This is a genomic window from Streptomyces sp. NPDC058663, assembly GCF_042716745.1.
Classification (GTDB): Bacteria; Actinomycetota; Actinomycetes; order Streptomycetales; family Streptomycetaceae; genus Streptomyces.
Genome location: NZ_JBHXRV010000002.1, coordinates 202,442 through 223,817 on the forward strand (window position 1 = coordinate 202,442; position 21,376 = coordinate 223,817).

At 68.6% G+C, this 21,376-nt stretch carries 19 protein-coding genes; 7 read left to right on the forward strand and 12 right to left on the reverse strand.

The window, feature by feature from the left end; genetic code table 11:
• Nucleotides 1-7 precede the first annotated feature (7 nt).
• The 5 genes from ACFWVV_RS02220 (at nt 8) to ACFWVV_RS02240 (ending at nt 6,925) form a co-directional block, all read left to right on the forward strand.
• Nucleotides 8-3,430: a hypothetical protein gene (locus ACFWVV_RS02220; protein WP_384342541.1), complete on the forward strand. Its 3,423-nt coding sequence runs from the start codon at nt 8-10 to the stop codon at nt 3,428-3,430.
• Between the two features lie 17 nt (nt 3,431-3,447).
• Nucleotides 3,448-4,779, forward strand: a complete 1,332-nt coding sequence (locus tag ACFWVV_RS02225) for a glycoside hydrolase family 6 protein (protein WP_384342539.1) — start codon at nt 3,448-3,450, stop codon at nt 4,777-4,779.
• Nucleotides 4,780-5,465: 686 nt separating this feature from the next.
• Complete coding sequence (locus ACFWVV_RS02230) at nt 5,466-5,825, forward strand: hypothetical protein (protein WP_384342538.1); 360 nt, start codon at nt 5,466-5,468, stop codon at nt 5,823-5,825.
• Nucleotides 5,826-5,883: 58 nt separating this feature from the next.
• The gene (locus tag ACFWVV_RS02235) at nt 5,884-6,642 is read left to right on the forward strand and encodes an N-acetylmuramoyl-L-alanine amidase (protein ID WP_384342536.1); all 759 of its coding nucleotides are present in this window, start codon (nt 5,884-5,886) and stop codon (nt 6,640-6,642) included.
• Nucleotides 6,643-6,652: 10 nt separating this feature from the next.
• Nucleotides 6,653-6,925, forward strand: coding sequence for a hypothetical protein (locus ACFWVV_RS02240; RefSeq protein ID WP_384342534.1), 273 nt, complete (start codon nt 6,653-6,655; stop codon nt 6,923-6,925).
• A gap of 153 nt (nt 6,926-7,078) precedes the next feature.
• On the opposite strand, the gene ACFWVV_RS02245 is transcribed toward ACFWVV_RS02240, so the two are convergent.
• From ACFWVV_RS02245 to ACFWVV_RS02295, 11 genes are all read right to left on the reverse strand, one after another.
• On the reverse strand, nt 7,079-8,182 hold the full coding sequence (locus tag ACFWVV_RS02245) for a hypothetical protein (protein ID WP_384342532.1): 1,104 nt from the start codon (nt 8,180-8,182) through the stop codon (nt 7,079-7,081).
• Between the two features lies 1 nt (nt 8,183).
• The gene (fxlM, locus tag ACFWVV_RS02250) at nt 8,184-10,274 is read right to left on the reverse strand and encodes a methyltransferase, FxLD system (RefSeq protein WP_384342530.1); all 2,091 of its coding nucleotides are present in this window, start codon (nt 10,272-10,274) and stop codon (nt 8,184-8,186) included.
• Nucleotides 10,275-10,290: 16 nt separating this feature from the next.
• Nucleotides 10,291-11,562 (reverse strand): lanthionine synthetase C family protein, encoded by a 1,272-nt coding sequence (locus tag ACFWVV_RS02255; RefSeq protein WP_384342528.1) that lies wholly within the window; start codon nt 11,560-11,562, stop codon nt 10,291-10,293.
• The gene (locus tag ACFWVV_RS02260; protein WP_384342526.1) at nt 11,559-14,639 is read right to left on the reverse strand and encodes a lantibiotic dehydratase; all 3,081 of its coding nucleotides are present in this window, start codon (nt 14,637-14,639) and stop codon (nt 11,559-11,561) included. Before ACFWVV_RS02260 ends, ACFWVV_RS02255 begins: the two co-directional genes overlap by 4 nt.
• A gap of 83 nt (nt 14,640-14,722) precedes the next feature.
• Nucleotides 14,723-14,887 (reverse strand): FxLD family lanthipeptide, encoded by a 165-nt coding sequence (locus ACFWVV_RS02265; RefSeq protein ID WP_384342524.1) that lies wholly within the window; start codon nt 14,885-14,887, stop codon nt 14,723-14,725.
• Nucleotides 14,888-14,928: 41 nt separating this feature from the next.
• Entirely contained in the window at nt 14,929-15,060 is a 132-nt protein-coding gene (locus tag ACFWVV_RS02270) for an FxLD family lanthipeptide (protein WP_384342522.1), read from the reverse strand.
• A 112-nt stretch (nt 15,061-15,172) separates the two neighbouring features.
• Nucleotides 15,173-15,346, reverse strand: a complete 174-nt coding sequence (locus tag ACFWVV_RS02275; protein WP_384342520.1) for an FDLD family class I lanthipeptide — start codon at nt 15,344-15,346, stop codon at nt 15,173-15,175.
• A gap of 225 nt (nt 15,347-15,571) precedes the next feature.
• Nucleotides 15,572-16,897 carry an SAM-dependent methyltransferase gene (locus ACFWVV_RS02280; protein ID WP_384342518.1) on the reverse strand — a complete coding sequence of 442 codons (1,326 nt, stop codon included), beginning with the start codon at nt 16,895-16,897 and terminating at the stop codon, nt 15,572-15,574.
• Nucleotides 16,894-17,505: a DUF6624 domain-containing protein gene (locus tag ACFWVV_RS02285; RefSeq protein WP_384342516.1), complete on the reverse strand. Its 612-nt coding sequence runs from the start codon at nt 17,503-17,505 to the stop codon at nt 16,894-16,896. Before ACFWVV_RS02285 ends, ACFWVV_RS02280 begins: the two co-directional genes overlap by 4 nt.
• Before the next feature lie 25 nt (nt 17,506-17,530).
• Nucleotides 17,531-17,944, reverse strand: a complete 414-nt coding sequence (locus ACFWVV_RS02290; RefSeq protein ID WP_384342514.1) for a hypothetical protein — start codon at nt 17,942-17,944, stop codon at nt 17,531-17,533.
• Nucleotides 17,945-18,050: 106 nt separating this feature from the next.
• Nucleotides 18,051-18,851: a TauD/TfdA family dioxygenase gene (locus ACFWVV_RS02295; RefSeq protein WP_384342512.1), complete on the reverse strand. Its 801-nt coding sequence runs from the start codon at nt 18,849-18,851 to the stop codon at nt 18,051-18,053.
• A gap of 165 nt (nt 18,852-19,016) precedes the next feature.
• On the opposite strand from ACFWVV_RS02295, the gene ACFWVV_RS02300 reads away from it, so the two are divergent.
• Together ACFWVV_RS02300 and ACFWVV_RS02305 are read left to right on the forward strand one after the other, a co-directional pair.
• On the forward strand, nt 19,017-19,439 hold the full coding sequence (locus tag ACFWVV_RS02300) for an NUDIX domain-containing protein (RefSeq protein WP_384342510.1): 423 nt from the start codon (nt 19,017-19,019) through the stop codon (nt 19,437-19,439).
• Between the two features lie 6 nt (nt 19,440-19,445).
• Nucleotides 19,446-20,609 (forward strand): helix-turn-helix domain-containing protein, encoded by a 1,164-nt coding sequence (locus ACFWVV_RS02305; protein WP_384342508.1) that lies wholly within the window; start codon nt 19,446-19,448, stop codon nt 20,607-20,609.
• Between the two features lie 62 nt (nt 20,610-20,671).
• Here ACFWVV_RS02305 and ACFWVV_RS02310 read toward each other — a convergent pair whose 3' ends face one another.
• Nucleotides 20,672-21,100, reverse strand: coding sequence for an ATP-binding protein (locus ACFWVV_RS02310; RefSeq protein WP_384422598.1), 429 nt, complete (start codon nt 21,098-21,100; stop codon nt 20,672-20,674).
• Nucleotides 21,101-21,376: the final 276 nt, after the last annotated feature.

A 21,376-nucleotide genomic window follows, 5' to 3' on the forward strand; every position in this document is an offset into this window, starting at 1 on the left:
CTTTCTCTTGCCCACAGATATAGGTGCCCGGCTCGTACGCCTGGAGAAGCTGCTGCGTGCCTCGGTGCGCGCCCCGAAGCTGGCGAACGCCTCCGTGGAGGGCGGCAGCATCGAGGTGTACGACGACGACGGGTCGTTGCGTGTGGTGGTCGGACAGCAGCCGGACGGCACCAGCGGAGTGATCGCCGTGAACGGGCCACCGCCGCCGCAGCCGAGCCCGCCGCTGGTGGTGGCCCGGCTTGGTGGTGTGGGCGCCACGTGGGACGGCACGTTCGCAGGTGGGGCGACGTTGCCGATGGACTTCTCCCGGGTCGAGGTGCACGTCTCCGCCACTGGCCAGTTCGAGCCGGGCCCGGGGACGCTTGTTTCGACGTGGGAGTCCCCGCGGGGCGGTACCTGCCTTATCCCCACCGAGGCTCCGGTGTTCGTGCGGCTCGTCGCACGCAACACCTCGGGGGCGGGTTCGGTGCCCTCTGATGTGGTCGGCCCCGTCGAGCCGTCGAAGGTGGTGGCGCAGGAGGTGTTGGACGGGATCGTCACCGAGACGAAGCTCGCCGAGGGTGCAGTGACGGCGGCGAAGGTGGCGGTGGCCGCGATCAACAAGGACGCCCTCGCGGCGGGTGCGGTCACGGCGGAGAAGATCGGCCAGCAGGCCGTGGAGGCGGGGAAGATCGCCGCCGGGGCCGTGGACCTGTCCACGCTGGGCGGCGCCCTGTCGGACAGTGCGGTGCAGCGGTACACGGACACGATGGGTGACGCCGCCGCATGGCAGGTCGTCCAGACACGTCCCGGCGCCGCCTGGACGCACCGTACAGGGGTGGCGGATGCGCCGACCGGGCAGACGGTGGGGCAGGCTAACGGGCACATAAGGGTGCGAGGCAACACGCTGATCCCGTACGAGCCGGGAACCCTGTACCGGGTCAGTGCCCGTATCCGGGCCACAGCCGAGCCGACCACCGGCCCGGACAACGTGTACGTCGGTGTCCTCGGGGTGGGTGCGGACAAGACGACCCTGGTGAATCGGCAGGGTGCGAACTCCGCCTCCGGCCACTACTACGTGGGGGCGTCGGGGCGCACGATCGCAGCAGCGGACGGCTGGGTGACGATCGTCGGCTACCTCAAGGATCGTGCCCCGGCCGGCGGGCAGGGCTCGGCCGGACCGAACCCGGACGCGCGGGCCCCCGGCATGGTGCACCAAGACGCACGATTCATTACCCCGTACCTGTGGCTGAACTTCGTATCCGCGGACGTGCCAGGCGCACCGTCGGTGATGCAGGTCGACCTGGTGACCGTGGAGGCGCTACGCACGGGCGTAGTCGACGGAACGAACCTGGTGTCGGGGGCGGTCACGACCTCGGCTCTGGCTGCGGATGCGGTGACGGCGGGAAAGATCGCCGCCGGAGCTGTCTCGGCGCGGGAGATCACCGTGAACACGATCACGGCCGCGCAGATCGCCGTGGGCGGGATCACGGCGAGTTCGTTGTCCGCTGGGTCGGTGACGGCCGGGGCGATCGCCGCCGGGGCCGTGCACGCCGCCCACCTTGTGGCTGGTGCGGTGCAGGCCGGGTCTCTGGCCGCCGACTCGGTGTCTGCGGGGAAGATCGCCGCCGACACGGTGACCGGCCGGGAGCTGAAGGCTCTGTCTGTGTCGACGGACAAGCTCGCGGCGAACTCGGTCACGTCGGGGAAGATCGCGGCCGGGGCGATCGAGACCGCGCACATTGCGGTCGGCTCTGTCACACCGGATCAGCTCTCTGTCGGGCAGGGCACCAACTTGATCCCGGACGCCGGCTTCGAGGGGGCTGCCTCGGCGAACAGGCTGGCCGCTGCGGGTTCCGCCTGGTCATTCGCGCCGGGCAACCGCACCGGTGTGGGTGCACGCGTGGATGCGACGGCGGACGCGCCCGCCTACTTCACGCTGCCGTTGGCCACCGCGCCGATTCTGGCCGCCTCCCAGCTGTTCCTGGGCGTGGACGTCCTTACCTCACAGGATTTGGTGGCGCAGGCGGTGAAGATCCTCGCCCGGTGGGAAGACAGTGCGGGGAACATCCTCGGCTTTGGAGTCGCGGAGACCACCGAGTACGTGCCGGGCGAGTGGCGGCGCATCACCGGGCAGGTCTCGGCGCCACAGGGCACCACACGAGTCGTGCTGTGCCTGGAGGCTTCCGCAGCCACCGGGGGGTGGTGCGTGTTCGACAACACTGAGGCGCACACGATCTTCGGTGACGCGACCGGCGGGGCCCGGGCGGAGATTGGCCCTCGGGGGATGCGCCTGTTCGACGAGGACGGCGACGAGGTGGTGTCTCTGCTGTCGGGGCAGCCGAACGCGTTGACGTTCCGCGACGGTGCGGATCGTGTGGCAGCCATCGGATCGACCGGGGATGCCTCTTTCCAGAACTTGAACGTTGCCGGTTCGATCAACGTCGGCGGCGAAGACCTCACGTCCCTCTACAACGGGCCGCGCGGCATCCTCGCCATCGACTGGATGGCGGGTTCCGCGAAGACGACCGCGGGCACCGAGATGGGATTCGTGGAGCTGGCCTTCGACGCCATCCAGGACCGTATGTACCGGGTCGAGTTCTCGGCGGGAGTGGAGTGCTCAGCGGCGGGAGGCTCTGCGGTGGTGCGGCTGCGTTCCGGGTACGCGGATTCCCCGCTGATCACCTCGCCTCAGATCCAGGAAGCCCGCTTCCCGCTGACGCAGACGACGCGCAGGCAGGTGGATCTCCGTCTGGTCAGCGGGTGCGGGCCTACGGACTACGTGCGACCGGGACGCAACCGGCTGCTGATCACGTTCACGAGCGACAGCGGGGCTCCGGCCGGCCAGCAGGTCACCATGTCGGGCGCGTCCGGCAGGCTGGGCCAGTTCACGGTGGAAGACATCGGAGAGCGTGTCCCGGAGACCGGGGCGTACAACGCGGGCGGCGCGGTCGTGCCCGTCTCCCCCGTCAGGATGACCCGCACGTACAAGGCAGCCTGGTCGGGCAGTTACGCGAACCGGGCCGGTTTCAACGCCTACCACGGCAACGCCCTTGCGGCGGGGTTCTTCTCATCGAACAACGGCGTGCAGGCGGCGTTGACGGGCTTCGCGGGGAACATCGCAGGAGACCTGGCCGGGGCGACGATCCTCAAGGCCGAGGTGTTCTTGTACGCGAACCACTGGTACTTCGCCTCCGGTGGCGCAACCACGATCAAACCGCACTCGCACGCCTCCCGGCCGACGCGGTTCTCCAGCCAGGCAGCCTCGAAGACCGTCACGAACTGGGCGCGCGCCAGCGGCAAATGGGTCGACATCACGTCGATCTTCAACGCTGCCACCTTCCGGGGCATCGCCCTGGACCCGAACACCACGAACAAGACCTGGTACGGCAAGTTCGACGGCGCGACCTCACCGCGTGCGCCGCAGCTGCGTGTCACCTACGTCAAGTAACGAAAGGAAGATCAACTGTGGCATCCGTGTACGCAGACCTCGTCACCAACTCCAACTTCACCGACGGCACCGCAGGTTGGTGGGCAGGCGATCCGGTCAAGGTCACCCTCACCGCTCCGGGGGCGGGGGCGGAAGCTACCGCCACAACCGAGGCCGTGGATTTGTGGGACGCCCCCTTCGGCCAGGACGGCATTGTGCTGCGCAAGGGGTGCGCCTACACGCTCAGCTTCACGGCGCGGGCCAGCCAGCCAGGCACCGTTCTGCGAGCCCAGGTCGGCTTGGCGGTTGACCCGTGGACGGTGGCTCTCGACAAGACCGTGGCCCTGTCGGCGGTCAACAAGCACTTCTACTACTCGTTCGTCTCCGACCTCGACACCACCACCGGCCAGGTGAGTTTCCAGATCGGGCAGGGCACCAGCGTCACCGTGCACCTGACCGAGGTACGCCTGACGTGCTGCACCCCCAGGGAGGGGTTCTACGTCGATCCGGACTCGAACGCAGCGAAATGGGTGGCCGCCAACCCGAAGGACCCGCGCGCGCAGAAGATCACCCGCGGGCTTGTACGGCGGCCGACCGCGAAGTGGTTCGGCGACTGGAACAAGGACGTGCAGGTCGACGTCGACACCTACGTGGGAGCTGCCGCCGCGTCCGGACTCCTGCCGATTCTCGCGGTCTACAACGTGTTCAACCGCGACAACGGCGGCGAGAGCCACGGCGGCGCGAAGTCCGCCGAGCTGTACCGCAGGTGGATTGACGCTGTGGCAGCCGGCATCGGCGACCGCCCCGCGCTGGTGATCGTCGAACCGGACGCACTCGCCCAGATACAGGGGCTGCGTGATGACGCCGCTCGGGCTGAGCGGCTGGGGTTGATCAACTACGCCGCCCAGGCGCTCGGCAAGCTGCCGCACGTGCGGGCCTACCTCGACGGTGGCAACGCCACGTGGATCAAGCCGCAAGAGATGGCCGCCCGGCTGGAGGTTGCCGGAGTCGCCGCGACGCAGGGGTTCGCTGTGGGGGTGTCGAACTTCGATGCTACCGACATCTCGGCGACGTACGGAACGCAGGTCTCCCAGGCGCTCGCCGGACTCGGCGTTCCCGGAGTCCGGTTCGTGATCGACACGGCCCGCAACGGCAACGGAGCGATGGACGCGGCTGGTCAGCACGTCGACTACTGCAACCCGGCAGGGCGCCGCCTCGGGGTGCCGAGCAGCATCGGGGTGGGTGGGGCCGAGTACCTGCTGTGGATTAAGGTGCCGGGCGACTCGGACGGTATGTGCGGCACCGCACCGGACGTGCCCGCGGGGACGTTCTCGCCGTTTCTTGCGGAGCGACTTATTGACGGAAATTGAACATACTTGACAAGGGTTGAGCATTCCAACGAATCGGGCCGACGATCGGGAGGTCTCGGCTTAATCTTCTTGCTGTTGCCGCATATCTTTCTGGCGTCTCTCTCGTCCCTGCCCAAATTCCGGCAGGGGCCCCGGAGTGCCGCCTCCGGGACATCCACGCCGGAGGGAACTCCCCATGTGGCAACGCATTAAGGAATGGTTCGCCCGTGTTCGCCAATGGTTGACACGGGCTGGCCTATGGCTTAAGCGACATCGTGCTGACTTGGTGCGCGCAGCTGTGGAGGGCTTCTTTGCCGCCCTGGCTACCGCCCTGGTCAGCGCGGTCGTGCAAGCCGTGTGGTGAGACCCCCCCTGGCGTCTGAACCGCCAGGGGAGGTCGTCTTTGGGCCACTTCCGGGCCCTGCTCTGGACACAGAGCAGGGCCCTTTGCGTGTGGCTGAAGGTCAGCACATCTGGTGGCGTGACAGAGATGCCGATGATGAGGAACATGGCGATGTTCTGGATGTTGGCGGGTGCTCTCTAATCTACTAGACGGGACACCCCCGCGGGGGGGTGTCCCGTCAAGTTATAAGGGTCAAAGCTGGTATTGATTTCGATGTTGGAGTGGGCTAGGACGCCTAAACGTTCAGGTGTGCTCCTCGCACCCGTAGGCTGACGAGCAGGCGTGGGGCTGCTGGAGGACCGCGGTGTCTGTGCCGCCGAGCGCCGAACCCACGCTGTGGGAGCTGCACCGCGCCGTCTCACAACTTCGCGAGGATCTGCGCGGTGATCTCGCCCAGCTCGCTGCCCGTCTGGACCAGGTGGTGACGCAGGACGTCTACCGTGCTGATCAGCGCGCGACCGAGCAACGCATCGGACAAGTTGAGTCGGGGCTCGCCGGTCTCCGAAGCGAGCACGATCAGATCACTGAGCGCGGCGAGGGGCAGCGGCGAGAGGATCAGGCCGCAGCGGCGGCTACGCGCCGGTTGGTGATCAGCTCGTTCGTGGCGCCTCTGCTATTGATGGCGTTGCAGCTGTGGCTGCTGTCGGCGGGCACCGCCCGGTAGGTCGCACCAGCAGGACGTAGTACCGGGACTTGGGCGCGGGGAGATTCGAGTACCACCAGTGGCTACCCCACTGTCTGCCGACCGTCTGGTCGCAGCACTACAAGCCGAGGGCGTCCGCCTGATTGAGCGGCCCGGCTGGCGAACCCACAACCGCAACGCGAAGGGCCCGTGGGGGCCGACGCACGGGGTGATGATCCACCACACGGTTACCTCTGGCACGAACAGCACCGTCAGCATCTGCGAGAACGGGTACTCCGGGCTGCCGGGCCCGTTGTGCCATGGCGTGATCGCAAAGGACGGCACGGTCTACCTGATCGGCCACGGGCGTGCGAACCACGCGGGCAAGGGCGACAGCGCGGTCCTCCAGGCGGTCATCGGGGAGAAGGCGCTGCCCCACGCGTCGAAGGCGGACAAGGACGGCAATCCCCACTTTTACGGCTGGGAATGCGAGAACCGTGGTGACGGCGTCGATCCGTGGACGGGCGCACAGCTCGACGCGATCGAGCGCGTCTCGGCAGCCCTGTGCCGGGCCCACGGTTGGAGTGCGGCGAGCGTGATCGGCCACCTGGAGTGGCAGCCCGGCAAGATCGACCCACGGGGCTTCACCATGGGCGGTCTTCGCCAGCGGGTCGCCAACCGGCTGAAGGGCAACCCGGGTGCGTCCGGGTCCTCGACGTACACGGTCCGGGGCGGTGACACCCTCTCGGGGATCGGCGAACGCCTGGGCGTGAATTGGCTGGCCGTTGCGCGGGAGAACGGCCTCAGCAAGCCGTACATCATCCACCCGGGGCAGACCCTCAAGATCCCCGCGAAGTAGGAGGCACCCCATGTCCGACGCTAATCAGAGAACCCTCCGTACCTGTCTCCAGACCTTCCTGGGTCTCGCCGCCGGTCTGCCCCTGATCATCGACGCCTCCGGCATTCCGCAGTCCACCGCGGGCGTTGCGGTCGCCATCGCGGTCGCGGCCGGCATCACAAGGGTGATGGCCCTGCCGGTCGTCCACCAGCTGCTCCCGGACTGGCTCTACCGCAGCGAGCCTGTGCCCGAACCCCTTGTTGGTCACGTCGGACCGGCGGAACTCACCGCGCCCCGGGAGTAGGACCACCGGGGAACGTTCCCCCGTCCTCTCCCTCTCTGACCGGGGGTGGAACCGTTCCACTCGGCCATTCTGCCTCTGGTCGGGTCCTGGCCAGGACGTCGCAGGTGTGGACCACCGGCTCACGTGAGTCGGTGGTCCCCCATTTCAGTGGGATCAGTCAGCTGGCCGCACTGCGGTCGAGTGATGTTCCGCCACGGCGAGCGCGGCGTTCTCGAAGGCGCCCAGGAGAGTGGCTTCGAGCCTCGGCGGGATGCTGCGCTTGTCGAGGCCCGCCAGGTTCACGAAGGATGTCAGCCTTCGCTGTTCTTGGGTGGTCATCTCCTGGCGGCATTCTGTGCTCGTGAGGACGTCTCTGGCCACGTATCCGTCCTGGGACAGGACGGCGTCGCCTACGAGGCGGCGGGCGACTGAGCCGGGATCGGCCTTGGAGAGGTCAATGGCGGCGAGCCCGACGCGGGTACGGAATACGGCCAGGTCTGGGTCCCCTTCGAGGGAAAGGTACTGGGCGGCCATGACGTGTTCCGCGTCCTTGGCGGGCTTTCCTGCGGTCCTCAGGCACAGGGTGGCCAGGAGCGCGGCGACCGGCGTCTCCCAGGGGTCTTGGGGGGTGCTTTCGTCCAGCGTCCGTTGTGCGGTCTCGATGTCGCCGTTCAGGCTGTGGCTGACGATGGCTATCTGGCGGCCGTCGAGCAGTCGCTGACCGACTCCTTTGTTCTGAACGACGTGCTTTCGGGCTCGATCCCATTGGTGCGTCACGACGAGAGCGCGCGTGCCGTCGCCGAGGAGGACGGCCCAGAGCCACTGACATACCGCCTGGTGGTCAATCCGTGTCGAGGTCAGGTCTTGGAATGCCAGAGTTCGACCGTCGAAGTTCACCTTCGTCTTGTTCTTGACTGCGTTGTTCAGGTCGGTGAGTAGCTGGTGAGCCCCTTCCCCGTCTCCCGCGCGTAGGCGCAGGCGTGCGAGGTTGATCAGCGGTTCGAGGGTATATCTGGCTTCCGCGCCGCTCAAGGGGGCAGGGTTCAGGTGCAGTTCAGCGTGACGCCAGCACAGGTCACGGGCCAGGCCGGGTAGCCCGCAATCGCTTGCGATGAGGGCTGCCCGGTTCAGGGCGGTGGCGGCCGAGCTGAGGCCGCCACCGTGGTGGGCGGCCTCAGCCAGTGTGCTGACTTCCCGGATGCGTTCCGCGAGCGTGGGACACGTGGGGCGCGGACGTGCGACCAGCGGGAATCGCTGGGCTATCCGGTCGGTGTCCATGTCACTGCCACTCGATGATCATGCGGTTAAGGCCGTTGTCGAGGACGAAGCGGCCGGGGCGGGCGTCGAGGGGCTGGGCGTCGCGAGGCTGGAGTTCGAAGTGGACTTCGCGGCTGCGGTATTCGCGGTCCCACAGGCGGACCTGCTCGACGACCTGATCGGCCAACTCCTCGGCTCCCGGCCCGTGGCCGATGACTCCGAACTCGTACAGGGTGGCGTCATCGGCCGCCTTGTTCTTGGCGGTGCGGCGCGTGAGGTAGGTGAGGGCTCCGTCTTCGAAGACGGCGGTGGAACTCGCGTAGGGGGCGATGAGGAGGCCGTCCTCGATGGCTGAGTCCCGGGCGGGCATCCGGCTGAGGCCGTTGGGCATGGTGCAGGTGAGCCACAGTTCCAGCCACTCTGCGGACTCGGGTCCGCGAAAGTTCACGCCGGTCCAGGCCATGGTGCGGGGCTGGTGGAGTACGTCAGCGAGTTCGTCTGCGTCGACCTTCTGGTCTCCGTTGGTGACGAGCTGCACCGACTTGTCTGCGGTGAGGGGAACGAACACGCGAGGGTCGTCGGCGATGCCCTGCCGGAGCGGCATGAAGGTGTTCATCTTGCTGCCGACGCTGCGCCAGGTGTCTCCCTTGCGTTCGAAAGCGATGGAGCGGGAGACGCTTCCGCGCAGCCGGATGGGAGTGAGGAGGCGGCCGCCGGGGGCGAGTTGGTCGAGCCAGGCGTGCGGGATGCCGTGTGCGCCGACGGTGGCAATGATCCGGTCGTAGGGGGCGTTCTTCTGGTGGCCGACAGCGCCGTCTCCGAGGATGACGGTGACGTTGCTGATGTTGGCGGCGGCGAGGCCGGCGCGGGCACCGTCCACGATGTCCTGGTCGACGTCGATGGTGGTGACGTGCCCTGTGTCGCCTACGAGGTGGCCGAGGAGGGCGGCGTTGAAACCGGTGCCTGCGCCGAGTTCCAGGATCTTCTGGCCGGGCTGGACGTCGAGTTGTTCGAGCATCATGCCGACGATGGAGGGCTGTGAGGCACAGCTGATGGGGGCCCCGGTCTCGTCGAGCTTGGTGTTCACGGGTGCGTCGCCGTACGCCTTGTCCAGCGGGGCGTCGGGGACGAAGAGGTGGCGGGGGATCGTCCGCATGGCCTCTTCGATCTGAGGGCTGTACACGTCCCCCTCGGCAACGAGCTTGTCGACAAGCTGGGTGCGGAGGCGGTCGGCGGTGGTCTCGTCGGTGCTGGTGCTGTTCACCTCGCCGACCGTAGTGATTTCGGCGCCTGCCGCGGGGGTTGACGCGGTGTGGTCACTCGTTGACATGACTGCTTCTTTCGCGAGGGTGGAAAGGGTGCTCTGGTCCTCGCTGCGGAGGCCCAGGCGGTTCCAGTGGAAGATGACGTGGTGGGCCAGGACGGCCCGGAGTCCCCGCTCCAACCGTCCGTGACGGTTGAGGTCTGCGAGGTGCTGGCCGACACCGTGGAAGGTAGATATCCAGTCGGCCAGGTACGCGAGCTGACCACCCCCGGCCGGACGGTTCACCGGTTGCGTCTCGATGGTCAGGAGGCGGCGTGCTGCCGTGCTGAGTTTGGGTGTCCGAGGGGTTTTGGTGGGTGGGCGTTCGGCGGCGACTTTGGCCCACACGTCGCCCTGCTCGAACCAGTCCAGTCCGGCCGCGCGCAGGGCCACGCTCGGGAGTAAGAGCGCGAGTTCGCGGCGGCCGAGGCGGGGAGTGCCTGGGTCGGTGGTGTGCGGGTGGTTCAGGTAGGCCAGGACGTGGCGGCTGTCGTGGTGGAAGAAGGCGTGCACGGCTTCCATGGCCGCGGGGCCGCCGAACGTGTGGGTCTCGGGTTCGTAGATGCCTCGGTTCCAGGTTCGGAGCTGTCCTCCGGTGGTCAGGAAGTCGAGTTCGTCATCGAGGCGCTGAAGGTTCATACCGTCGGTCGGTCGCAGCCGCAGCCGCCAGGTGGGGTGTTTGCGAACGAACGCCCACTGGGTGGAGCCGAGTTCGGTGAGGACGGGCAGCAGGCGGCTGGTGGTGACGGGTTCGGCGTCGGCCCAGTTGGTGAACTCGATGACGCGTTGCGGCCATTCGTCGGTGGGCATGGTTCGTTCTCCTGGGTCAGTTGATGAGCAGGCAGGCATCCCAGCCGGACAGGGCGGGGGTCTGGGCCTGGTAGCTGTGCAGGGCGAGGGCCACGCCTGCGGCGCCTTCGAGAAGGCCGAGGTCGCCGCCACCCGGGCCGGTGAGCAGTTGGTCGGCGAGGACGGCGGGCGGGTGGGTGGTGAGGGGGGTGATGAGTGCGGGCAGGCAGTCCGCCAGGCCGGGGGCTATGGCGTCGGCGGCGGTCCGTTGGGTGAGGTAGGCGAGTCCGGCGAAGCCATGGCACAGGGACAGGTCGGTGGTCAGGTCCCTGTGGGAGGGTTCGGCCATGGCACGGAACAGGGTTTCCTCGGCGGTGCGCTGCCGGGCGAGGTCGTCGGTTGCCAGGGCCGCGAGTTGCTGGACGCGGGCGAACCCGGCGGTGCCGTAGCACCAGGAGGGCCGGGTGGGGCCCGGGCCTGGGTGTCCGGACCGTAGTTGTTCGCGGGTGATCCAGTACGGCCACCAGTGGCCCGCCGGTGTGTGTTGTTGCCATTGGTCGAGCCAGGAGCAGATGCGGCCGATCGCTTCGGTGTGGCCCTCCACTGTGATACCGCGTAGCGCGGCCAGGGAAAGGAGTGCGAGTGGTCCGGTGATGCCGTGGGCGAGTCCGTTGTTGGCGTGCCCCTCGGTGAAGTCTGTGGGTGCGGGCTTCCCCGAGGGGCCCAGGTTGCTCCACCACCCGGGCAGGAGTTCTCCGTCGTGCCGTACGGGTTCGGTGAGCCGCACCAGATAGGTGAGGACGTGGCGGGTCAGGTCCGTGTGCACGTCGCGCCGCAGGAGGAGGGCGCCGAGGCCGGTGAGTCCGCGGATGGTGTCGAACTCTGCGAGTGCCGGCCAGCGGCCACGGTCCATGCGGGTGTGGGCCTGCTCCAGCCGTCGCCTGGTCGTGGTCGCCACGTGCTTGTCGAGGGTGTCGAGTGCTCGGGCGTACTGGCCGGGGCGTTCCTCGGCTGCCAGGTGCAGCGCGAAGGCGAGCGCCGGGGCCCCGTAGTAGAGGTGGCTGTCGTCGCCGCCGACGGCCGGACTGGTAGCGGCGGCGCTGAGCCAGTCGTGGGCGCGTTGCCAGGAGCCGTCACCGGTGCGGGCCCGTTCGATGTGCAGGAGTGCTACTCCGAGCGCGCCGTGCGCCAGCGACTGGGGCCACCATCCTTGGGAAAGTTTCAGGTGGTGCACGTCGGTTGGTGAGGCGAGGCGGTCGGTGAGTGTGTTGGCTGTTCTTCGCGCGGCCTGCCGCAGCTCTGTGGTCATCGCTTCTTCGCCTTCCAGGCCAGGGCGGCGGCGCGGGCGAGCCGCATGCAGGTGCGCTCGTCGTCCTTGTCGATGCCGACGGCCCGGATGTGGTGGGCGTGCATGAGGGAGTCGAGGACTTCGGCCGCCTGGAGGCCCTTGTCGTCGGTGAGGAGGCTCCGGTAGTGGGTCAGGGCGCGGGCGCGGTCGTCCCATGCGTGGAGGATGTGGGGTCCGCCGGGTACCGCTTTCATCGCTTCCCGCCCTTGTTCCGGGTCCGCCAGGCGTAGAGCGTCGGTGAGTACCCGTCGATCCAGTGGGCGGGGTGCGGTGATCCTCGCGCGTTCGATCAGCCAGTGCATGCCGTCGGCCGGGGTGCCGGTGAACGCGGAGGCGATCGACGTGAAGTTCGCGGCGGCGAGCGCCTGCGACGGCAAGCCGTGCGGATGTGTGAATTGTGCGGCCAAGACGCGGGAGTCAGCGGCGAAGACGTTTTCGGCTGCCGCCATCAACGTGCCTCTCCCCCACCGTCCGGTCTCTGGGTAGGTGGTGGCGAACTTCAGATCGTTCACGAGACCGGCCCGGCGCAGTTCGGCGGTCCAGTCGCTGATCCGGGCTGCCGTCTGTCCGGCGTCGCCGTCCGCGGGGACAGCGATGCGGAGCCGAAGGTGTGGGTGGGGGTCTTGGTAGCGCAAGTACCACCACGCGGGAGGGGTGTCCCATGTGTTGAGCAGCGCGGGAAGATGGCGGGCCAGGATTTCCGCATGCCGCTCTGGGTGCCCGTAGAGCTGGGCGAGGAGCCATGGCCGCGATCCGGGCAGGTGCCCGTGGTCGCGGGAGAGCACGCGGTCTTTGGTCACCGGCGGCCCGGCCGGCCATTGCGAGGGGCGGGTCAGGGTGAGGGGGACGGTGACTTCGTGGGCCCGCCCGTCGAACCACGCGCCTCCTTCGGCGGCCTCGCTGAGGATGGCGGTCGGTGACTTCGTGAGGTGGGCGCGCAGGATTGCCCGGTGGGCGCTTTCGGCAAGGTTCAGCGGAAGGCGCTGGTCGCCCTCGGTGAGCGCCACCGCATCGGGCACACGGCGGCGGATCCGCCATTTTTCGATGGCCGCGTGCCAGTCCTTCCAGGAAGCCGAGCTGTCGGGCAGGTCCCTGGTGTGCAGGAGCCAGCGGGCTTGCGCGAGGATCGTGCGGCCGTAGCGCACACGCGGTAGGTACGGCATCTCCGTGGCCGCTCCCCACGGGAATTCTGTGACGATCGCGCACTGGGCGCGGCTGATCTCGGTGAGGAACCGTACGAGCGGCGGAGTGTGCGTACGCAGGTCGAGGGCATGCAAGGTGTGCGGTTCGATCACGCGCTTACGGGAGAGGGACACGAGGTAGAGGCGGCTGCGGTCGCAGCTCACCGCCAGGTCGTCCAGGTCGATGACTCGCTCGTCGGCGGTGCGGTGCTCGGCGACGCTGATCACGGTAGGCAGCACCTCCGGTACGCGGGTGACGGTGGTGTGCGTGCGGTTGAGCGGTGCGAAGGACAGCTGTGCGGTCAGCGCGCCGGCAGTGTTGGCCGGGAGATGTTCCAGCGGTGCTGAGGCCCTGGCACATCCCACGTCGTCGAGGACCGGAAGGAACCGGCCGCTCGTTGTCCCGATGCCTCGCGTCGGATGGGCACCGGTGAGAGTGAAGTCGCCGCGGGAGAGAGCTTCGTGGCTTTCGGCCTCGATGGAGAAGCACAGCTCCATGTGTGGTGGGGGCTGCATCCCGTCCTGGTCGCCGAGGCGCAGCTCTTCGACCAGATCGTCGTTCAGCAGGATCTCGTGCTGGTCGTCGAGGGCGGCGTTCTGGGCCAGGGCGAGGAGTCCCTGTTCTCGCTTGGCGAGACCTTCGTACGGTTCCGGTGGGCTGTCGAGGTATCCGGCGGGGAAGCCCAGCCCGACATCAGGGTCCGTGACGTCGCGCAGCGGCACCAGCGACCCGATGCCGTACTTTTCGAAGAAGCGCCCGTGGTACGCCTTCCAGCCGGGTGTGCCGAAGGGCGCCGGTGTGAGCCGGGTCAGTACGGTGGCTGCATTCTCTGCCTCCTGGGCAACGGCCGTGGGCAGGACCAGCGCGCAGTCCAGGCGCAGGTCCACCGCGAGTGGCCGGGGGGCGGCGCCCGACACCATCTTGTTGTGGAGGGCTACCCGTAGGCGGTGGCCGTCGGACGGGCCGAGGGCACGGTTGTGCTGGAGTACCCCGTTGTGGATGGCCCGCAGGTCGTCCAGCACCTGCGTGCAGGAGGGAAGATCGTCGGCGGCGACCGCTTCGAGGCATTGAAGCACGTGGTCGAGGGGGTCGGGTGTGGTGGCCGGGGCGTGCAGGGACGTGATGAGCGCACCATGGCGGACGAGGCTCCTCAGGAGGGCTCGGACGCGTTCGGGCGGCACATGCGGGAAGCCGCCCCGCAGCTTCTCGGCGAGGAGGTCGTAGGAGATCGGGGAGCTGGCCAGCTCAAGGGCGGCACGTACGGCAGGGGTGCACCGCATCGACACTTCCGCCGTGGGGCGTCCCCTCGCCTGAACGGTGGAGGGGTAGGGCACCACGAGGCGTTCCCCTCGAATGAAGGGGGTGTTGCTTGCCATCACGGGCAGTCGGCGCAACAGGGCCGGGTCCTCCTCCAGCCGCTGCACGAGGTCGGCGATCCATGCGCCGTCGGCGCACGCGCGTGCTCGGTGCCACGGCCCCCAGTACACGAGGGTGCACGACCCGAACGTGACGGGGGCGACGCCGGCGACCAGCCCGTTTGGGGTGGCCCGGCCCTCGATCCGCCGCACGTACCGAAGGACCGACACCAGGGTTCGGCGTACTTGGCGGGCCTGCGGGTCGGGGGCTGCGCACAGGGTGGCCAGGTGACGTGCGAAGCCGGGGTTGGCGTGCGTGATGATCTCTGTGAATTCGCCGCACTTCGCTACGGTGCGGAGCCACTGGTGCCACAGGCGTACGTCGTGCGGAGCGTCACCGGACACGTCCGGCAGTGGGGGAAGCGGCAATCGCACGTAGCGAGCCGCGCGGACGAGCGCGGTGTCCGCGGCCTGGTACAGCACGTCGCGCCTCATGTTCATGAGCCCTTCCGGTTCCGTGTCAGTGGCCGGTGCTGGCCCCCGCGGCGTACGTCGCGGGGGCCAGCACCGGTGGGAGCGTGAGGTCAGGCCACGTTCGTGGCGCAGGACCCCTTGCAGCTGGGCTTGCATCCGTCGTCGGTCAGGTTGATCACGGCCGCGGAGCCGTCACCGGACTCCAGGACGCTGATGTCCAGGTCGAACGCGTCGTCGGCCGGGGTGGCCAGCTGCGGTATCGCTGCGCCGTCCATGCGGGACCTCCAAGATTGCGGGTGGGGTTTGTGGGTGTGGGTCAGGCGACGTTCGTGGCGCACGGGCTGGAGCAGGTGCTGCCGCAGCCGTCGTCGGTGAGGTTGATCAGCGCGGCGGTGCCGTCGGTGGACTCCAGGACGCTGATGTCGAGGTCGAATTCGTCGTTCTCCATGAGCTGTTGTCTCCTTCGCGGGGTGGGACGGCCGAGGTGGCCGTCTTCCTGTTCGTGCCGCCGGGTGACGGCGCCCGGAACGGCGTGGGACCGGTCCGGTGGCTTGTGTGGGTCAGGCGCTGTTGGAGGTGCAGGAACCGCTGGCGCAGGTGGCGGCGCAGCCGCCTGCGGATGCGGTCGTGGTGACGGTCGGCTCGCTGGACTGGACGACGACGTCCAGGTCGAACGGGTCGGCAGCGGCCGTCGGAGTGCGACGAAGCGGTGGCGCTGTGGGCGCGGTGATCATCAGTCCTCCTGATCGGTGTGCGTCTGAGGGGCCGGTTGTTCCTCGGGGCCTTGCGGACGTAGCCGTCGCCTGCGCCGGATGGTTCGCTCTCGCTGTGCCCGGGCAGGTCCGGCCGTCGGCGGCCGATGGGCCGGGGCTGCCGTCCGCCCGGCCGGTGGACAAAACCCGAGTGGTAGGCCGCCCCTGGGTGCGGTGTGAATGTGCACGCACCGTGGGGCGGCCGGTCTAGGGGAATTCCGTGCCCGCGGAAGCCGCGCGTTTCCGTATGGCGGTCATGTCTGCCGCAGGGACGGCGAGCAGCAGGGCGGATTGGAGGTACACGGCGTGCGGGTAGCTCTTGGCTTTCAGCTCCGCGAGGACCGCCTTGCCGAGTGCGTTGAGCCCAAGGATGCTGCGCTGATCGTCATTGGCCATGGCACGTGTGTCCTTGCCGTGAGCGAGATCGTGGAGGAACACGAAGGCGGGGGCGGAAGGCGCCGTGGCGGGCGGGGGCGGTGCGGGGATCTGTTCGGCGGCGACGGCTCGGAACACGAGCTCGTAGGGGCGGGCGGTGCGGGCGCCGAGGGCTTTCTGTGCTGCGTGGAGAAGGATGCGGGCCTCGTGCCGGTTGATGCCGTGCAGCTCATCCAGTTGGGTCAGTGACGTACCGAGTGCGAAGTAGGTCACCACGGTGCGCTCCTCGGCGGTGAGGGGGCGCAGTTCCTCGGCCGGGGTGTGTCTGCTCGGCTCACCCTTGACCGCGATGCCGGCGAAGGCGGAGGAGTGTTCGGGCGGGAGGTGGGCGAACGGGCTGTCTTCATGCCAGGCGCCTACGGGCGTGAGGCCGGGGCCGAGGTGGGTGAGGTCCCCGAAGTGCGCGGCGACTTGATCACGCGAGCGTGGACGCACAGCGATGCCGTGCGCGTTGTACGTGTCGGCAGCTCGGTGCACGACGTCGGATCGCCAGTGGTCGGAGAGGTGGGTGATGGAGAGGGTGCTGCCTGAGGGCATCCAGTCCCGCAGAGCTCGTAGTGCCTGGGCCACTGCGGTGTCGTCCGGGTTCCATGCCAGGGTGTCGTGGATGCTGACAGCCACGGGCTTCGTCGAGTCAAAAGCAGCGCAGAGGGCGGGGTTCGCGAGCAGGGCGGGCATGTGCAGGATGTCTGCTTCTACAACGGCGACCCGGTCCGGCGGTCCGGTGTCCAGAAGGGCGCGGGCGTGCGCGGCCACGAAGGGGTCGTGATCGACGTAGACCACTGGGCAGCCGGGTTGTGTGCGGTCGGTGAGTTCGTGCAGGTCGCGGTGTTCGGGGTTGAGGGAGTGCGCGGGGTACCCGCAGCCCAGGTCAAGGAACTGGCGGATGCCCCGGTTCAAGGAAACCTGCGTGCTGCGCTGCCCGAAGTCGCGGTTGAGGAGCGCGGCCGACCGGGTCCAGGAAGCTACCTCCCGCACCGCGAGCGCAGCCTGCCGGTCACGCCGGTAGGAGTTCTTGCCCCCGAGGAGGAAGTCGTAGATGCGGGCGGGCTTCGCGGCGGTGACGTACTGCTGATCCTCGAAGGCGGGGTTGTTCATGCTGAGGCCCCCACCAGGTCGGCTCGCGCAGCCATCCGGTGGCCGACGGGCGGGTCCGGTTCCGCTTGGTCGCCGTCGTGCCTGGGTGCGTAGCGCAGGCGCAGCGCGTCGTGAACTTCTGTGACGGGTGGCAGGCCGACGCTGCGGCGGCGTACGTCCAGCGTGTCCGGGCTGCTCACCGGCAGGAGTTCCAACGAGCCGTCGGCGCGGAAGCGGTGCTGCGTCCCGTACAGCTGGGGGTGGCCGGCGGTGACGTTGCACCGGTCGTGGAGGTGGGCCCACTGCTGGATGGTGGCTTCGCGGTGCTCGGTGGCAGTGGTGAGCATCCGTAAGGCCATGTGCTGGAGGTCCGGCTCGCGCTCGGCGTGGAGGGCGAGCCGCCACGCGGCGGTCGCGCCGGCTTCCCCGACGAGGGTGTGGCCGGGCCAGCCGTGCTGGTGCAGGAGCCGTCTCAGGACGACGGCGTTCGCTCGTTCCTGGAGCGCGCCCATCTCCTCTTCCTCCGAGGTGAGGAGGCCGCGCACCAGGCGGCTGCGGTACTGCATGGAGGCGTTGGCCCTATCCACAAGGTCTCGGGCGATGTCTCTGCGCACAGGGGGAGGTGTCATGGTCGTTCTCCGGTTCGGCGAAAGGTCATGGGGTCGCACCCGTACGGATCGGCACCACGTCACACGGCGTGCGGTCCTGCTCTTGGCCGGGGAGGTAGACCGGCCGGGCGGAGAACTCGTAGGTGACGTCGCCGTCGGTGACGAGGTGCATGTACATCTGCTCATCGGCGAGCGAGGTGAGGATCTGGCTCATGGCCCAGCGGTTGGTCAGCCACTCGAAGGCCGACCTCTGCGCGGCGAGTCCTTCCATCCGCCAGGCGACTCGCCTTACGCGGATGCGGAGTTGTGCCACCGCGCGGGCTTCGGTGGGGGTCGCGTATCCGCCGAGCTGGTAGCCCTGTAGCTGGACACCGGTCGCGGCGCGGTAGCCGTTGACCTGCACCCAGTACCCGGCCAGCGCACGGGTTTCCGTCCGGGGTAGCAGCATCGTGTCGTTCACGCGGCACCCCGCAGTCCCGGGCCGCAGAGCTGAGCGGGGACTTTGCTGCTTGCCGCTGTCGGCCGGAGCGGAACCGCGGCGATGGACGTGTGCCTGTTGCCGGCCGTCATGAGCCCACCAGCACAGGTACCGTGCGTGCGGCGGGGGCAGGTACGAAGCCCTGGGGCATCGGGAACCGCGGTTGGCCCAGGGCCCGCCAGCACAACCGGTTTCCCGTGAATGCGCTCCGGGCGTGGAGCCAGCGGCTGTTGTCCAGGATGTAGCCCTGCCCCGGCGCCCGGGGCAGCCGCACCTGGTGGCGCTGGAGTGCGGTACGGAGCAAGGGCAGGTGGGGCTGCACGATCGGGCTGAACCGGGCCAGTCCGTCGAGTCGGAGCCGTACGGAGACACGCTGGTCGTCGTAGACGGTGAAGACCTGTGAGGGGTGCCCGTCACCGCCCCCGAAGTAGGCGGTGCGGCGTTGGCTGAGTGCCCGGGCAGCTGTGCCGGAACGGGTGCTCAGGTCGAGGTGGACGGCACAGCCGTCGACCAGGAGGCAGTCGCCGCCGGTTTCTGCGGGCTGCCCGCAGACCAGCAGCATCAGTCTGGGCGGCGTCGGGGTGCCGGAGCGTTCCGTGTGGGGTTCCAGAGGGCCGTTCCCCAGGCCGGCGAATCCGGGTCGGTGGGCATGCCGCCCGGTGTCGTAGAGCGTGGTGAGGCCGTCGGAGTCGGAGTCTCGGTGCGCGGTGACGGTCATGAGCCGGGTGGCCAGTGTCAGCACGTCGGTGCGGGAGGAGAGCCCGGTCAGGGTGACGAGGCCGGTGTGCCGCAGTCCTGCGGCGATGCGGTCCAGAGCTCCGGGCAGGGTGGTGTTCACGTGGTGGTGGGTGAGTACGGTGTCCGGCCGCGGGTGGGAGGCGTGGCGCATTCCGGGACTCCTTCGCGTCGGGTGGAACACCAACCTGAGGGCGTACGGGTCAGGGGTAAAGCGACAGATTGTCGACCTGCTCAAATCGCCCAGCCGGTCCGCGAGTTGCTGGCCGCGTGCTACGTTCCGACGACCCGCGAACCGCCGCGAACGTGAGGGACTGCGATGGCCTACACGCCCCCCACCTGGCCCGTTTCCGTCAAAGGTGTAGCCCTGGACGCACTGGGCCGCGTGCTGCTGCTCAAGAACGAACGTGAGGAGTGGGAGCTGCCAGGCGGCCGTCTGGAACCCTCCGACGCCTCCCCCGAGGAGACCGTGGAGCGGGAGATCAGCGAGGAGTCCGGATGGACGGTCAAGGCCGGTCCGCTGCTGGACGTGTGGATCTACCAGCCCCTGCCAGAGACGAAGCCCGAGCGGCGCGTCGTAATCGTCACCTACGGCTGCACCGTCCTCACCCCGGGCACCACGCCGGTGCTCAGCCACGAGCACAAGCAGGTGGGCCTGTTCAGCGCCGACGAGGTTCCTGGGTTGCACATGCCCGACGGGTACAAGCAGTCGATCGCCGCCTGGCACAGGCGCCGGGGGTGAGGCGAGGTGCCTGGCAGCGAGGTGGGAAACCGGCCGTCCGCACGCCACGCCTTGTGGCACTGGGCAACCCCCCAGGCGCAGGCGCTTCTTGCCGCACGTGAGCTGGGGCCGATCCTGCGGTTCTACCGGACGGTGCACGGCATCAACCAGACCGAGCTGGGGTCCCTGCTGGGCTACGACAAGACGATGGTGTCGGCGATGGAACTGGGCAAACGGCCCTTGAATGACGCCACTGCACGACGCCATGTCGCAGAGCAGCTGCGCATCCCCCCGCACGTCCTGGGCGTCACCGACGCCGCCGACACCGACCACCGGGCGATGCTCCAGTTCGGCCAGTCCACGGTGCGGCTCGCGGAGATTGCCCGCCAGTCCGGTCACGCCTCCGAAGCCGTCGCGGAGCTGTGGCCCTTGGTGGCCCGGTTGGAGGCGCGTATCGAAGACGGGCACACGGAACGTGACGTGCTGCGCCTCCTCGCCGAAGCAAGGGTCGGTCTCGGCGTCGCCCTGGGGAACGTTCTGCCCGAGGAACGACTGTCGACCGCCGCGAGCTGGACGGGCAAGAGCCTGAGGATCGCCCAGTACTTCGACGAACCTGCGTTCACGTCGCAGGTGCTGCGCATGCACGGAAACGAGCTGCGGAAAGCTCATCTCACCGGGGCCGCTGTCGACCGCCTGCAGCAGGCCGTGGCGCTGGCGCCCGACGACACCGCCCGCGCCGCAGCTCTCCCGCTCCTTGCCCGTGCGGCCGGGGCCCTGTGCGACGGTGCCCTCTTCGACTCCGTCGTGCGTGAGGCGGACGGCCTGCTGGACCATGCGGAACACACGTCGCTGTTCAACCCGTTCGCACTCCACGAGATCCGTTTGCGGGGGCTCGTCTCGACTGGGCGCCCGGACGCAGCGATACGACTCGTCGACCACGCCCCGGACGCAATGGGGACGGGTGCTCAGTGGGCGGTGATCGCCCGAATCACCAGCGCCCGGGTGCGGCTCCTGGGCGGTGACCACACCGGGGCTGAGGAGTCCTTGACGGTGGCGCTCGGAGCAGCGGTCCGTCAACGTCTTCCGCATCAGTTGCAGCGCATCATCCGCACTGCCGCAGGCCAGTTGCCTGACGTGCGGGACGCGGCGGGTGCCGCCCTCGACGGGATACGGAGTGAGATGGCCGCCTAACTCCCGTCCCTCATGTGCAACTCGGCGGCCACGTGGGCCGACCGTACCCATGGTGGCGGCCATCACGGCCTTCCGGCGGCGGTCAGGAATGTTGCCCACGTCGTCCGCCCGTCGTTAGAAACGCCCCATCCGTCCGCGAACGCGTCGATGAGAGCCAGTCCGCGCCCTGACACGTCGCCGCTGCTGGCCGGACGCAGACGGGCCGGCGCCGGATTGTCGTCCGTCACCTCGATGTGCACCACGCGGTCTCGGTACCTGATCCGCAGAGTTGCGTCGCCCCACCCGTGAACGATGGTGTTCGTGACCAGCTCGCAGACGCTGAGAACGATCTCCGGGACCGCGGGGCCGTGGAGGCCCCATGCCTTCAGGACAGCAGCGGTGGAGTGCCGCATCCCCTTCACGTGCGCGGCATCAGGCGCGAACGCCTCGATGAAGACCCTGCACCCCGCTTCTCCGCGGTTGGCATCTTGTGTCTGCGGGTGGACCTTCAGGGCCGGACCGCTCAGGTCCCGATGGCCCGTGGTGGCCTTCCCTGTCTCTGCCTTCGCCTTCCGGGGCCCTGCCCCACGGGCAGGGGCCGTGATGCTGTCGGTGCCCCTGTCAGCCGGGCACGATGTCGCCTTGCGGAGCTTGGTCATGGGTCTATCGCAGCGCACCCCCACAACGCCCACCAGGGGAATCTAAGGGGGGAAATTTTTGTCAAGGGGGGAATTTACGGGGGGAGTTGTGGCCATGATTGGATTCCGACGCCCACAGAGGTCACACTC